This window comes from Lysobacter sp. Soil_N_51, from assembly GCF_057655755.1.
Genome location: NZ_JBDGLR010000003.1, coordinates 367,262 through 381,170, shown reverse-complemented (window position 1 = coordinate 381,170; position 13,909 = coordinate 367,262). Strand labels below are relative to the sequence as shown.

Here is a 13,909-nt window from a genome sequence, read left to right as displayed (position 1 = left end):
GCCGGCTCACGCTGTAACTGCGCACCGCCTCGATTCAAGTGTACTTACGCAGACGTTCGGCCCGCGCACGAAATTCTTCGGCCACGCGATGCTCGCCAAACAGCCTCCACACGAAGCCCTTCGGGATGAACACGACGCGGTTGGCCATGCTAGCCATGGGCAGACTGAACCGACACGCGCGAACCGCTACGCTGCGCCAGATCCGCCGCGACCCGACTCTCGCCATAAGTGCCGAACGCGGAATTCGGACGCGGAACGAACACGATGCGCCGACCGAACCCACCGGGCGTGCGCAACAGCAAGTTCACCCGGATCGGTCGAATCGCATATTCTGCCGATACCTTTTGGATATCGGCGATCGCCACCGTTTCTTCGATGCCGCGACGCCGCACGCGCAGGTGGTCGCCGTGGTCGACGACCTCATCGGCGAGATTCCAGGTCGTCGCGATCTGCGCCGCGAATGCCGCGACCGCGGCCACCGGTATCAGCCAATTCATCCACGGCATCGATGGCGCCGAGGATCCATGCCAAAACCAGGCGATCGCCGCGAACAGCAACAGACTCGACAGCGGCAGGATCCACTTATAGATCGCCATCATGCCGGCCGAAATCCGCTGCATCGTCGCGTATCCGTCAGTCCGCCAAACCGCGCAACAGATCGTTGATGCTGGTCTTAGACCGCGTCTTGGCATCGACCTGCTTGACGATCACCGCGCAGTACAGCGAATGCGAACCGTCCTTGGCCGGCAGTTGGCCCGACACGACCACGCTGTACGGCGGCACCGAGCCGTAGCTGATTTCGCCGGTGGCGCGGTTGTAGACGCGGGTGCTCTGGCCGAGGAACACGCCCATGCCAATCACGCTGTGGTGGCCGACCACGAAGCCTTCGACCACTTCCGAGCGAGCGCCGATGAAACAATGGTCTTCGATGATGGTCGGCGACGCCTGCAGCGGTTCGAGCACGCCGCCGATGCCGGCGCCGCCGGACAGGTGGCAGTGCTTGCCGATCTGCGCGCACGAACCGACCGTGGCCCAGGTGTCGACCATCGTGCCTTCGCCGACGTGCGCGCCGATGTTGACGAAGCTCGGCATCAGCACCACGTCCTTGCCGATGTAGGCGCCGCGACGGGCGATCGCGCCGGGCACGATGCGCGCGCCGAGCTTGCGGAAATCAGCTTCGCCGTAGCCTTCGAAACGCGCCGGCACCTTGTCCCAGAACGGCGCGGGATCGGCTTCGACCACCTGCATTTCGTTGACCCGGAAATACAGCAGCACGGCTTTCTTGAGCCATTCGTTGACGGTCCAGTCGCCCTTGCCGTCGGGTTCGGCGACGCGGAACTCGCCCTGCTCCAGGCCGTCGATCACGCGTTCGACGGTCGGACGGGTCGAGCCTTCGATCTCGTCCGGGGTCAGCATGCTGCGGCGCTCGAAGGCGCTGTCGATCATGAACTTGAGTTCGTCGATGCCCGGGGACTCAACGCTCTTCTTCTTCGCGGTCTTCTTGCTGGTCTTCTTTGCGGGGCTCATCGACTGTCTCCTTCGAGGCAGGCCAGCAGCGCGTCGCGCAGGGCCTGCTGTTGCGTTTGATCGAGCGGGCTGTCGTGCCCGTCGCTGTTGACACTGGTGATCTGGAAAACGTCCTCGGCGCGTTCGCCGAAGGTGGCGATGCGCGCGTCGTGCACGCGCAGGCGCTGTTTGCGCAAGGTCTGGGCGACGTCGGCGAGCAGGCCGGGGCGGTCGGTGCAGACCAGGCTCAGCACGCTGCGCGGGCTGAGCGCGTCGGGCTTGGCGTAGGCGGCGAATTCGATCTGCGGCGCGATCCGGAAATGGCGCAGATGGCGCGGCTGCGCGCGGCGCGCCGGCTTGATCCGTTCCAGTGATCCGGACAGCGCGGTTTCCAGACGCCGTTCGACTTCTTCGGCGCTCGCCGGCTGGCGCGGATCGGTCGGCACCACTTCGAAGGTATCGAAGATCGCGCCGAGCGGACCATCGAGCACGCGCGCCTGCTGGATCGCCAGGCCGAGACGATCGAGCGTGGCGACGATCGCGGCGAACAGGCCGTCGCGATCGGGCGAATGCACGAACACTTCCAGCGCGCCGGCATGCGCGCCGCCGTGGGCGCTGACCGGCCGCGCGCGTACCCGCGTGTCGCCCAGCGCAACGCCGCGCAGCGACGCGGCCTGCCAGGCGATCTGATCGGGGCGTCCGCGCTGGAACGCGATTTCCGGCATGCGCGCGAACAAGGCGGCGATTTCTTCGTCGCGCGCGCCGAACGCGGCGAGCATGGCCTGCGCGGCTTCGCGGGTTTCCGCGGCGCGTTCGGCGCCGGCCACCGGATGTTCCAGGCCGCGCCGCAACGCGAGCCGGGTCGCGGTGTACAGGTCGGCGAGCAAGCGGTCCTTCCACGCGTTCCACAACTTCGGCGATGTACCGGCGATGTCGGCGCAGGTCAGCAGGTACAGGTGATCGAGGTGTTCGCGATCGGCGACCTTGCTGGCGAAGCGGTGGATCACTTCGGGATCGGCGATGTCCTGCTTCTGCGCGGTCACCGACATCAGCAGATGCTGGCGCACCAGCCACTCGACCAGCGCGGTGTCGGATTCGCTCAGGCCCATGGTGGTGCCGAACACGCGCGCGTCTTCGCCGCCGAGTTCGGAATGATCGCCGCCGCGGCCCTTGGCGATGTCGTGGAACAGGCCGGCCAACAACAGCAGCTCGGGTTTACGCAGGCGCGGCCACACTTCGTGGGCGATGCTGAAACGCTCGTCGGCCACGCCCGAGGCAAAGCGCGCCAGATTGCGCAGCACCGCGAGCGTGTGCTGATCGACTGTGTAGACATGGAACAGGTCGAACTGCATGCGCCCGGAGACTTTCGAGAACGCCGGAATCCAGCGCCCCAGCACGCCCAGGCGCGCCATGCGTTCGAGCGCATGCACCGGATGCGGGCCGCGCAGGATCTTGAGGAAGCGTTCGCGCAAGGCCGGTTCGGCCTCGACAAAGCTCGGGATCTTGCCCAGCGCTTCGGCCAGGGTGCGCGCGGTCTGCGAATGCAGGCCGCGGATTTCGTCGTGGCTGGCCCACGCGGCGAACAACGCGAACACGTCGGCGGCGTCGCGCGGCCAGTCGGCGTCGCGCGCGGCAATGTAGTCGCGGCGCAGTTCGAACGCGTCGTACGGCGAGGACAACGGCACCGGCACCGCTTCGCCTTCGATCTGTTCCTCGAAACGTTGCAGCAGGCGTTCGCCGATCCGCAGCACCAGCGCGGCGCTGCGGTAGAAGCCCTGCATCATCTGCTCGACCGCGAGGTTGTCGGCGTTATCGACATGGCCCAGGCGTTCGGCGAGCAGCTTTTGATAATCGAAGCGCAGGCGCTCCTCGCGCTTGCGCGCCACCAGATGCAGGCCGAAGCGCAGGCGCGATAGCGCGCGACGTTCGCGTTCCAGCGAGGTCAATTCGTCCTGGCCCAGTTGGCCGATCGAGACCAGCGATTCCAGGTCCGAGGTGCCGATGATGCGCAGCGCCATCCAGTGCAGGGTCTGCACGTCGCGCATGCCGCCCGGGCCTTCCTTGAGATTGGGCTCAAGGTTGTCGGCGGTGTCGCCGTAGCGCGCGTGGCGCTGGCGCAGTTCGTCGCGCTTGGCGATGAAGAAGTCGCGCGCCGGCCACACCTGCGACGGCGACACCGCCGCCTGCAAGGCCATCTGCGCGACCGCGTCGGCGACGATCGGGCGCGCTTCCAGCATCGCGGTGAGCACGGTCAGGTCGGCCGCGGCCTCGCTGCATTGCGCGGCCGAGCGCACCGCGTGGCCGACCGGCAGGCCGGCATCCCACAGCGATGCGAAGAAACAGCCCAGTTGTTCGGCCTGCGCGGTCTGCGCCTGCGGCTCGGCCAGGATCAGCAGGTCGATGTCGGATTGCGGAAACAGTTCGCCGCGGCCGTAGCCGCCGACCGCGAACAGCGCCAGCGGCGCGCCGTCGTCGATGCAGGCGCGCCACGCGGCGCGCACCTGGGTGTCGACTGCGTCGGTGCGCGCGCGCAGCAGTCGGTCGATGTCGGCGTCGGCGTCGCGGTCGAAACGCTCGGCGAGCGCGGCATCGACCGCGGCGAGCGCGGCGCGGATCGCCGCGGGGCTGCCGGGCGGCGGCGGGTCGGCCGCCGGGTCGGGCGTCGCACTGGGCGTCGCCGATGGCTTATCGGCGACGGGGCCGGTCATAGGTCGTTGTCGTCGCCCGGCACCCGGGTCAGGATCTCGACCCCGTCGTCGGTGACGGCGATGGTGTGCTCCCACTGCGCCGACAACTTGCGGTCCTTGGTCACCACGGTCCAGCCGTCGGGCAGGGTCTTATGGCGATAGGTGCCTTCGTTGATCATCGGCTCGATGGTGAAGGTCATGCCGGGCACCAACTTGAGGCCTTCGCCCGGATGGCCGACATGCAGCACCTGCGGATCCTCGTGGTAGATCCGGCCGATGCCGTGGCCGCAGTAGTCGCGCACCACGCTGAAGCGCTCGGCTTCGGCGTAGGTCTGGATGGCGTGACCGATGTCGCCCAGGGTCATGCCCGGCTTGACGATGCGGATCGCGCGGAACATCGCTTCGCGGGTCACCTCGACCAGACGCTTGGCCATGACCGACGGCGTGCCGGCGTAATACATGCGGCTGGTGTCGCCGTGCCAGCCGTCCTTGATCACGGTGACGTCGATGTTGACGATGTCGCCGTCCTTGAGAATCTTGCTGTCGCTGGGGATGCCGTGGCAGATCACGTTGTTGACCGAGGTGCACACGGTCTTCGGAAAGCCTTTGTAGCCGACGTTGGCGGGGATCGCCTTCTGCACGTTGACGATGTGCTCGTTGCAGATGCGGTCCAGCTCGCCGGTGCTGACGCCCGGCTTCACATAGGGCGCGACGACCTGCAGCACCTCGGCGGCCAGGCGGCCGGCGACGCGCATCTTTTCGATCTCTTCGGGGGTTTTGATGGAAATGGCCATGGCCGCATTATCGCTTATTCACGTTCGCCTATCATCGCCCCGCACGATCCTCAGCGTGCCGATGCCGGCCCCTTGTGGAGACTTGCCGTGAATCTGCGTTCATTGCTGCTTATCGCCGGGCTGACCAGCCTCGCCCTCATGCCCGCCGCCTCGCCGGCGGCCGAGGCGGTCGAACCGGTCTTCGTCGCGCTGGCCCCGGGCGTGTTGATGCTGCGCGGGCCGGACACCGCGGTGCTGCTGGCCGAGTCGGACAACGCTTCGATCCTGGTGGACAGCGAGCAGCCCAAGATCACGCCGGGCCTGCTGAAGGCCTTGGAGCGGCGCAAACCGGTGGCTTATGTGGTCAACACCCACGCGCACCCGGACCATGTCGGAGGAAATCAGGCCCTGGCCGCGCGCGGGGCCGCCCGACCCAATCTCATCGTTAAAAGCGACACAGAGTTGCGCCTGGGTACCGTCGAAGTCCGGCTGATCCATGTGCCCAAGGCGCATACCGATGGCGATCTGCTGGTCTATTTCCCGGCATCCAACGTGCTGCACATGGGCGATTGCTTCTTCAACGAGATGTATCCGGTCATCGATACGGACTCCGGCGGGACGGTGGACGGACTGATCGCGGCGCTGAACCGAGGCCTGGCGCTCGCCGACGACAAAACCCAAATCGTGGGCGGGCACGGGCCGATCGGCGGCCGCCGCAGTCTCACGGATGCACGCGACATGCTGGTCGAAGTCCGCGGTCTGGTCGCCCGGCTGAAGCGGGCCGGCAAGAGCCGGGAGCAAGTGCTGCAGGCGGCGCCCACCCAAGATCTGGACTCGCGCTGGGGCAGTAGCTGGGGCGAAAACTGGGTCAAAAACTGGGTCAAACCGGACCAGATCGTAGGCTCGGTCTACGACTCCCTGCCCGCCCAGCCCTGAGCCTGCACAGGCGCCCGCGCGCCTGCGGTTGCCCCGAGCCCCCGCCCCGGCTACAATTTCGCGGCTTTGCTGGTGGAGCGTTCGTCCCGAACCCCACCCGCATCGCCGTCCACACCGGACGTCACCGGTGAATACACACCTGTCGCCACAGCCCGTGCCGGGGTGCCTGCATCCTCGATCGCCAGATCGTCGATGCGGGTTCGGACACGGAAGCGACAGGGAGGCCCAACCCCGGAACCACTCGCCTCGGAGCCCTGCTCCGGGTCGGAACGCCATCACTCATGCGGCGTCGGTTCCACTGCCTTCGGAGTAATGCAATGCCCCAGATCACCATGCGCCAGATGCTGGAAGCCGGCGTCCATTTCGGCCACCAGACGCGCTACTGGAATCCCAAGATGGGCCCGTACATCTTCGGCGCCCGCGGCAAGATCCACATCATCAACCTCGAGAAGACCGTTCCGCTGTTCAACGACGCGATGAACTTCATCTCGGCGATCGCGCAGAAGCGCGGCACCATCCTGTTCCTGGGCACCAAGCGTTCGGCGCGCGAATCGATCCGCGAAGAAGCCGAACGTTGCGGCATGCCGTTCATGACCCAGCGCTGGCTCGGCGGCACCCTGACCAACTTCCGCACCGTCAAGCAGTCGGTCTCGCGCCTGAAGGAACTGGAAGCCGGCGAAACCGACGGCACCTTCCAGAAGATGGTCAAGCACGAAGTGCTGGGCCTGCGCCGCGAGCGCGACAAGCTGGAAGCCTCGCTGGGCGGCATCAAGGAAATGAACCGTCTGCCCGACGCGCTGTTCGTGATCGACATCGGTCATGAAGACATCGCGATCAAGGAAGCCAAGAAGCTCGGCATCCCGGTGATCGCGGTGGTCGACACCAACTACGATCCGGAACTGGTCGACTACGCCATCCCGGGCAACGACGACGCCATCCGCGCGGTGCAGCTGTACGCCCGCGCCGCCGCCGACGCCGTGCTCGAAGGCAAGGCCGCCGCTCCGCAGGTCGGCAACGTGCGCGAAGAAGATTTCGCCGAAGCCGAAGGCGAAGCCGGCAAGGACGACCGCAAGGGCGCCCCGCGCGGCCGCGCTCCGGCCAAGAAGGGCCCGGCTCCGGCCGCCGCCAAGAAGGCCGACGGCGAAGCTCCGGCTCCGGCCGCCGAGTAATCGCGACCGTCGTCAGCGCTCGGTAACGCAGCCGCGTCATAGTGCGCGGCTGCGATACGCACCATCCAACCTCGCAGAAGCGGCGCAAGCCGCGATCGTCGCCGCACCCCGGCGATGCCAGTCGCGGCTTGCGCCGCTTCTGCGGGGCAACACGTATACCTGAGGTAACCCCAATGGCTGATATTTCCGCTTCCCTGGTCAAGGAACTCCGCGAGCGCACCGGCGCCGGCATGATGGAGTGCAAGAAGGCATTGACCCAAAACAACGGCGACATCGACGCCGCGGCCGAATGGCTGCGCAAGTCGGGCATCATCAAGGCCGAGAACAAGTCGAGCCGCGTGGCCGCCGAAGGCCGCATCGCGGTCGCCCAGGACGGCGGCAAGGCCGTGCTGGTCGAGATCAACTCCGAGACCGACTTCGTCGCCAAGGACGCGAACTTCCTGAGCTTCACCGACACCGTGGCGCAAGCCGCGCTGTCCTCGGGCGCGGCCGATGCCGAGGCGCTCAAGGCGGTCAAGCTGGCCTCCGGCGAGACCGTCGAAGAAACCCGCGCCGCGGTCATCGCCAAGGTCGGCGAGAACCTGCAGGTGCGTCGCCTGATCCAGATCGACAGCGCCAACAACGTCGCCGCGTATGTGCATGGCGGCCGCATCGGCGTGCTGATCGAGCTCAAGGGCGGCGACGCCGACCTGGCGCGCGGCCTGGCCATGCATGTCGCGGCGATGAACCCGCCGCACATCAAGGCCAGCGACGTGCCGGCCGACTTCGTGGCGAAGGAAAAGGAAATCGAACTGGCGAAGATGTCCGACAAGGACAAGTCCAAGCCGGCCGACATCCTGGAGAAGATCATCGGCGGCAAGATCGCCAAGATCGTCAACGAAGTCACCCTGTACGGCCAGCCGTACGTGCTGAACACCGATCAGACCGTCGAGCAGGTGCTCAAGGCCGCCGGTGCCGACGTGGTCAGCATGCAGCGCATCGCGGTCGGCGAAGGCATCGAGAAGCAGGTCGACGACTTCGCCGCCGAAGTCATGAAGCAGGCGGGTCTGGCGTAAGCCATTCGCGCAGGTTTCGGATTGCAGTATGAGAAAGGCCGCGAAGTTCGCGGCCTTTTTCTTTGGGTGGGATTTGGGATTTGGGATTTGGGATTTGGGATTTGGGATTTGGGATTTGGGTGCAGGGAATCGGGAATCGGGAATCGGGAATCGGGAATCGGGAATCGGGAATCGGGAATCGGGAATCGGGAATCGGTTAGAGCGTAGGCGCTATTACCGCTGGTTTCGCAAATCATCCGAAGCAACGCAGCTTCCGGCACCGCCGTCTTCTCCTACCGTCATTCCCGCGAAGGCGGGAATCCAGTGCCTTTCGTGCGAGAACGCCTGAAGTCACTGGATTCCCGCTTTCGCGGGAATGACGTTCTGGTGAGATGGCGCTAAAGCCCCTGGATATTCGGCTACGCCGAAGTAGAGCGGAGCCCGCCTTGGCGGGAATGACGTTCTGGTGAGATGGCGCTAAAGCCTCTGGATACTCGGCAACGCCGAAGTAAAGCTCAGCCGCCTTCGAGAACGACGATCCAGAAAAATGGCGCTGAAGACTCAACCCGCCATCACCTCAACCCACGCCGACCTCACCCAACCGGACTTGCACGGCCCGCGATACACCCGCTTCTTGGCGATCGGCAAGCCGACCTCGCACTTCATTCCTGGCACGGCCGGATAGACGATGGCGAACCATCCGTCGTCGCCGTAGCCATTGCCGTCGCACAGATACACCTCGCGGCCATTGCCGAGCTTGTCGAGCATCGCGTACGCCCTGCCCGGTCCGGCGCGCACCGCGAGAAAACCATCGCCGTCGGCCTTCAGGCCCTTGACCTGCGCGAGCGAGCCGCAGGCGTCCAGCACCTCGTCGCCACCGACCTGCACCGGCACCGCCGCGGGCGCGCGCGCCTGCGCGGCGGGCAACATCAACGCGGCCGCCATCGCGGCGCCGAGGTAAACGCTCATCGTTGTTTTCATCACTGCCTCCTTGCAGATGGCCAAAGCGCGCGCCGTCGCGACGGCGCGCGCGGGTCCTGCCGTGTCGCGATCAGCTGGCCTGCTGGAAATACACTTCTTCGTACGGCTGCACCACCACCCAGCCGGTGCCGGAGAACTTGAGCTGGATGCTCTCGCCCGAGCCGCGGCCGAACAAAGTGCCCAGCGAGATATCGGTGACGATGTCCGGGCTCAGGCCGCCGGACCAGGCGACGGTCGCGTTCGGGTCGGTGAACACCGGCTGGTCCGGGGTCACCGCCAGGGTCAGCGGCTCGTAGTGCGAGGTGATCGCGACCACGCCACTGCCGCTGAGTTTGATGTTGAACAGGCCGCCGGACATCATGCCCGAGACCTTGCGCATCATCTTGATGTCCGAGGCCACGCCGTCCTCGTAGGCGAGCACGTCGTTGCCGTTGACGAAGATCGACTCGCCGTTGAGGCGCAGCAGGGTGATCTTCTTGCCCGCGTCGGCGATGTAGACCCGGCCCTGGCCTTCCATCTTCATCAGTTGGGTGCCTTCGCCACTGATCGCCTTCTTCAGCAGGTTGCCCAGGCCCTGCTCGAGCATGCCCTGGCGCACGAACTTGACGCCGCCGCGGTAGGCGACCATCGAGCCGGACTTGGCCCAGACGCGGCCGTTGAGCTTCACTTCCAGCAAGTGCGGGCCTTCCAGTTCGAACGCTTCGGCGCTCAGATCCTTCTGCTTGGACGCTTCGACGAATTCGTTGAGGTTCTTGATCGACACTTTCCATCTCCTTGGGTAATGCGCGGCGGCGGCCTCACGGTGGGCGCGCGCGGCGGCGGTTCCAGTGGCTGGACCGGCGGCCGGATCATACCCGGTCCGCCCGTGTCCGCCTTTTACATCACGGTTTTCGAGCGCGGCGCGCGCCCGATCGCCGCCTGGCGCAAACCGGCGCGAGAGCGGCGCCCCGCCCCGCTGCGTCCGGCGAATCCGCGCCGCGCGCCGGCCTGGACAGGTGCGGCGCGACCCCCGCGATCGCGCAGCGGCCCGTTCGCGCATGCCTGCGCGCGCGACGCTTGAGCTACAATTCGCCACGTTTTCCGCCTCCCCCGAGACCTCCCATGTCCCAGCTCGTGTATCGCCGTGTCCTGTTGAAACTCTCCGGCGAAGCATTGATGGGCGATGAGGACTACGGCATCGACCCCAAGGTGATCGGCCGGCTCGCGCGCGAAGTCATCGAAGTGCAACAGGCCGGCGCCGAAATCGCGCTGGTGATCGGCGGCGGCAACATCTTCCGCGGCGCGGGCCTGGCGGCCGGCGGCATGGACCGGGTCACCGGCGACCAGATGGGCATGCTGGCCACCGTGATCAACGCGCTGGCGATGCAGGATTCTCTGGAAAAGCTCGGCGCCAAGGTGCGGGTGATGAGCGCGATCAAGATCAACGACGTGTGCGAGGACTACATCCGCCGCCGCGCCATCCGCCACCTGGAAAAAGGCCGTCTGGCGATCTTCGCCGCCGGCGTCGGCAGCCCGTTCTTCACCACCGACTCGGGCGCGGCGCTGCGCGCGATCGAGATCGGCGCCGACCTGCTGCTCAAGGCGACCAAGGTCGACGGCGTGTACGACAAGGACCCGAAGAAGCACAGCGACGCGGTGCGCTTCGACAAGCTCAGCTACGACGAGGTGATCACCCGCGACCTGCAGGTCATGGACACCGCCGCGTTCGCGCTGTGCCGCGACAGCGAACTGCCGCTGCGCATCTTCGACATGGGCCAGCCGGGCGTGCTGCTGAAGATCCTGCGCGGCGAGAACATCGGCACGCTGGTGCAGGGTCGCGGCTGAAGACGCACCGGCCGGGATCATATCGCCGGCATCCGAGTTCTCATCCCCGAACAAAAAGACCCGCCATCGGCGGGTCTTTTTGCGTACGACGCCGGATTTCCGCGCGCCATCGCCTCGCTAATTCACATACGCAGCCGATGAGGCGGCGTCGGTCGGTTCAACCCGCCAGCGCGGCCGTCCGGCAACATCAGCGCCACACCTGCGCTTCGCGCTTGGTCTGCTCGGTGATGCGCGCGACCTCCTCCGGGCTCATCGCGTAACGGCTCGCGTCGCGCTTGGCCTGCTCAGTGATGCGCGCGATCTCCTCAGGGCTCATCGCGTAACGGCTCGCGTCGCGCTTGGCCTGATCGGTGATACGCGCGATCTCGGCCGGGCTCATCGCGTAACGACTCGCGTCGCGCTTGGCCTGTTCGGTGATGCGCGCGATCTCCGCCGGGCTCATCGCATAGCGGCTCGCATCGCGCTTGGCTTGCTCGGTGATGCGCGCGATCTCAGCCGGGCTCATCGCGTAGCGGCTCGCATCGCGCGTGGCCTGATCGGTGATGCGGGCAATCTCCGCCGAGCTCATCGCGTAGCGGCTCGCATCGCGCGTGGCCTGATCGGTGATGCGGGCGATCTCGGCCGCGCTCATGGCGTAACGGCTCGCGTCGCGTCGGGCTTGCTCGGAGATGCGCGCGATCTCGGCCTTGCTCATCGCATGGCGGCCGGCATCGCGCCTGGCTTGCTCGGCGATACGACGGATCTGCGCGGCTTCCGGCGCGGAGAGGTGCGCATCGCGACGCGCCTGGGCGGCATCGCGTCGGGCCTGCTCGATATCGCGGCGATGCTGCGCGCTGTCGAGCCCATGCTGACTGGCGTCGCGCCGGGCCTGCTCGGCATCGCGCTGGGCCTGCTCGACGTCGCGGCGCGCCTGGGCGGCATCGCGCCGCGCCTGTTCGCCATCGCGCCTGGCCTGATCGGCATCGCGCCGGGCCTGCTCACCATCGAGCCGGGCTTGCCGCCCGGCGTCGCGCGCCCCGCGCTCGGCTGCGGCGCTCGCCGCCCGCGCCTGGCGTTCCGCGTCGCGCCCGGCGCGTTCGGCATCGCGTGCCGCGCGCTGCGCCGCGACCCCGGCCGCGTGCGCATTGCGCTCGGCTTCGCGTCCCGCCCGTTCGGCCTCGCGTCCGGCTTTCTCCGCATCCACCGCCGCCTTGCGCGACTCGACCATGCGTTGCCGCAGGCGCGCGCGGGTCGCCGCGTCGGTCACCGGCTGGTAGCCGCCGTCGGCGCCCACCTTGTAGTACTGATCGCCCTTGATCGCCCAGACCTGCGGGTCGCTGCCGTTGTTGATCTCGGTGATGCGGGTTTCGCCGCTCTTGTCCGAGGAATGGATCGACACGGTGCGCGATTGCGATTGCGATTGCGATTGCGGCGCGCGCTCGCCGGCCGCCGCGGTCACGCGGTACGGCACCAGCCCGACCAGGACGATGGCGGCGGTCAGGATCAAACCGCCGATATGCGAAGACGAAGTCGCGTTCTGCAACATGATGAGTCTCCTCTTCAAGATCGTGTAAGTGGGGGATGCGCTGGCGACGCCGGCCGCGGGACGCGGCGCGACGCCAAGACGCAACAACAAACGCCCGTAGTCATGGGCGGCATAGCGACGGCTGTCGAGCACGGCCGCGTCGCAGGCCGCTTCGCGCGCGATCGAGTATTCGCGGGCGATCACATGCGCGAGCGGATGAAAGAAGAACAGGTGCTGGACCAGCGCCGGCACCCAGCCCCACCACAGATCGCGGCGGCGGACGTGGACCAGCTCGTGATGCAGCGCCATCGCCAGCTCGTCGCCGCTCAGATGCGGCAAGCGTTCGCGCGGCAGCAGCACCGTCGCCGGCGGGCCGATCAACTGCGGCGAATCGATCTGCGCCGACACCCGCAACGGCGGCAGTCGATTCAAACCCAGGCTGGCGCCGAGCGCGCGATAGGTCGAGAGCACTTGCGGCTGTTCGCACGGCCGCGATGCGGCGATGCGGCGGCAGGCGGCGGCATAACCGCGCACGCTGGCGAAGGCGACCAGCAGGAACCCGGACAGCCACAGCGCGGCGAAAACCAGCGGCCACGACAGCCAGTCGGGGATCAGGTAATGCGTGGCAGGCGCCGTGGCGACAGCGACCGTTGCGTCTGTCGCGCCCTTCGTCACGAAGAACGGCAATTGCGCCGACGACGACAACTGCGGCGCCGCCGCTGCGACGTTCGCGGCCTGGCTCGCCTGATCCCACGACGCCGGCAACAACGGCAGGCTCAACGGCGTGGGCCACAATGCGCCGAGCAGCAACTGCAACGCGGCGAACCACCACAACCAGCAGCGCAGCGCGGCGCTCAGACGCAGGTAACGGCACAGCAGCCACACCGCCGCGACCACCAGCAAGGATTGCAATCCCGCCGCGAGCAGACGCGGCAGCAGGATGTCGCCGATCCAATCCAGAGTCATCTCAATCCTCCTTGCGCCGCGATTGCAGATCGGCGACGAGACTTTCCAGTTCGGCCAGTTCGTCGTCGCTGACCTGCGCGCGCTGCGACATCCACGCCACGAACGGCGAGACCGAGCCTTGCAGGGTGTTGGCGACGAACTTGCCGACCGCCGAACGCATCACGTCGTCGGGCTGGGTCGCGGTGGAATAGCGGTACACGCCGCCGACCTTGCGCCGGCGCAGATAAGCCTTGGCGCGCAGGCGCTCCATCATCGTCAGCACGGTCGAACGCGCCAGCCCGCGCGGCTCGCCGTAGCCGCTTGCGACCTCGCCGACCGAGGCGTCGCCCTGCTCGGCCAGGTATTGCAGCAGCGCCAGTTCCTGGTCGCCGATGGATTTGCGGTTCATGCCGCCCCTCGTGGCTACAACTGTAGTCATAGTTGCTTTGACTACAAACGTAGTCAACGTGCCTGAAGTCATGCCGCCCTCGCCCGCGGCGACACCCGGCAATGGGATTCGCCGACGCCGGTCATGGTTTAAACCGTCCGC

The 13,909-nt window shown here is 66.9% G+C and carries 12 protein-coding genes; 4 read left to right on the top strand and 8 right to left on the bottom strand.

Going from position 1 to position 13,909, the window contains the following annotated elements:
* Positions 1-149: 149 nt before the first annotated feature.
* From AC3A4T_RS07100 to map, 4 genes are all read right to left on the bottom strand, one after another.
* On the bottom strand, positions 150-557 hold the full coding sequence (locus AC3A4T_RS07100; protein ID WP_487674733.1) for a hypothetical protein: 408 nt from the start codon (positions 555-557) through the stop codon (positions 150-152).
* Positions 558-633: 76 nt separating this feature from the next.
* A complete protein-coding gene (gene dapD, locus AC3A4T_RS07095) occupies positions 634-1,548 on the bottom strand; it encodes a 2,3,4,5-tetrahydropyridine-2,6-dicarboxylate N-succinyltransferase (protein WP_487674864.1) in 915 nt (304 codons plus the stop codon).
* Positions 1,524-4,214, bottom strand: coding sequence for a [protein-PII] uridylyltransferase (gene glnD, locus AC3A4T_RS07090; RefSeq protein ID WP_487674732.1), 2,691 nt, complete (start codon positions 4,212-4,214; stop codon positions 1,524-1,526). Before glnD ends, dapD begins: the two co-directional genes overlap by 25 nt.
* The gene (gene map / locus AC3A4T_RS07085) at positions 4,211-4,987 is read right to left on the bottom strand and encodes a type I methionyl aminopeptidase (RefSeq protein ID WP_036113789.1); all 777 of its coding nucleotides are present in this window, start codon (positions 4,985-4,987) and stop codon (positions 4,211-4,213) included. The genes glnD and map overlap by 4 nt, the downstream gene beginning before the upstream one ends.
* 87 nt (positions 4,988-5,074) lie before the next feature.
* Between map and AC3A4T_RS07080 the strand changes: the two genes are divergently transcribed.
* The 3 genes from AC3A4T_RS07080 (at position 5,075) to tsf (ending at position 8,126) form a co-directional block, all read left to right on the top strand.
* The gene (locus AC3A4T_RS07080; RefSeq protein WP_487674731.1) at positions 5,075-5,902 is read left to right on the top strand and encodes an MBL fold metallo-hydrolase; all 828 of its coding nucleotides are present in this window, start codon (positions 5,075-5,077) and stop codon (positions 5,900-5,902) included.
* Between the two features lie 317 nt (positions 5,903-6,219).
* Positions 6,220-7,071 carry a 30S ribosomal protein S2 gene (rpsB, locus tag AC3A4T_RS07075; protein ID WP_036113735.1) on the top strand — a complete coding sequence of 284 codons (852 nt, stop codon included), beginning with the start codon at positions 6,220-6,222 and terminating at the stop codon, positions 7,069-7,071.
* 173 nt (positions 7,072-7,244) lie between these two features.
* Positions 7,245-8,126: a translation elongation factor Ts gene (gene tsf / locus AC3A4T_RS07070; RefSeq protein ID WP_487674730.1), complete on the top strand. Its 882-nt coding sequence runs from the start codon at positions 7,245-7,247 to the stop codon at positions 8,124-8,126.
* 540 nt (positions 8,127-8,666) lie between these two features.
* On the opposite strand, the gene AC3A4T_RS07065 is transcribed toward tsf, so the two are convergent.
* Positions 8,667-9,086, bottom strand: coding sequence for a hypothetical protein (locus AC3A4T_RS07065; protein WP_487674729.1), 420 nt, complete (start codon positions 9,084-9,086; stop codon positions 8,667-8,669).
* Between the two features lie 70 nt (positions 9,087-9,156).
* Positions 9,157-9,849 (bottom strand): AIM24 family protein, encoded by a 693-nt coding sequence (locus AC3A4T_RS07060; protein WP_487674728.1) that lies wholly within the window; start codon positions 9,847-9,849, stop codon positions 9,157-9,159.
* A gap of 338 nt (positions 9,850-10,187) precedes the next feature.
* Between AC3A4T_RS07060 and pyrH the strand changes: the two genes are divergently transcribed.
* On the top strand, positions 10,188-10,910 hold the full coding sequence (pyrH, locus tag AC3A4T_RS07055; RefSeq protein WP_036113722.1) for a UMP kinase: 723 nt from the start codon (positions 10,188-10,190) through the stop codon (positions 10,908-10,910).
* Between the two features lie 187 nt (positions 10,911-11,097).
* Here the strand turns inward: pyrH and AC3A4T_RS07050 are convergent, their stop codons facing one another.
* Both AC3A4T_RS07050 and AC3A4T_RS07045 read right to left on the bottom strand, forming a co-directional pair.
* Positions 11,098-13,380 (bottom strand): M56 family metallopeptidase, encoded by a 2,283-nt coding sequence (locus AC3A4T_RS07050; RefSeq protein WP_487674727.1) that lies wholly within the window; start codon positions 13,378-13,380, stop codon positions 11,098-11,100.
* A 1-nt stretch (position 13,381) separates the two neighbouring features.
* Entirely contained in the window at positions 13,382-13,768 is a 387-nt protein-coding gene (locus AC3A4T_RS07045) for a BlaI/MecI/CopY family transcriptional regulator (RefSeq protein ID WP_036113719.1), read from the bottom strand.
* Positions 13,769-13,909 lie beyond the last annotated feature (141 nt).

Coding starts and splice junctions, on each gene's coding strand:
- AC3A4T_RS07045 (WP_036113719.1), bottom strand. CDS start 13,768: ATGAACCGCAAATCCATCGGCGACCAGGAACTGGCGCTGCTGCAATAC.
- AC3A4T_RS07050 (WP_487674727.1), bottom strand. CDS start 13,380: ATGACTCTGGATTGGATCGGCGACATCCTGCTGCCGCGTCTGCTCGCG.
- map (WP_036113789.1), bottom strand. CDS start 4,987: ATGGCCATTTCCATCAAAACCCCCGAAGAGATCGAAAAGATGCGCGTC.
- pyrH (WP_036113722.1), top strand. CDS start 10,188: ATGTCCCAGCTCGTGTATCGCCGTGTCCTGTTGAAACTCTCCGGCGAA.
- AC3A4T_RS07065 (WP_487674729.1), bottom strand. CDS start 9,086: ATGAAAACAACGATGAGCGTTTACCTCGGCGCCGCGATGGCGGCCGCG.
- tsf (WP_487674730.1), top strand. CDS start 7,245: ATGGCTGATATTTCCGCTTCCCTGGTCAAGGAACTCCGCGAGCGCACC.
- rpsB (WP_036113735.1), top strand. CDS start 6,220: ATGCCCCAGATCACCATGCGCCAGATGCTGGAAGCCGGCGTCCATTTC.
- glnD (WP_487674732.1), bottom strand. CDS start 4,214: ATGACCGGCCCCGTCGCCGATAAGCCATCGGCGACGCCCAGTGCGACG.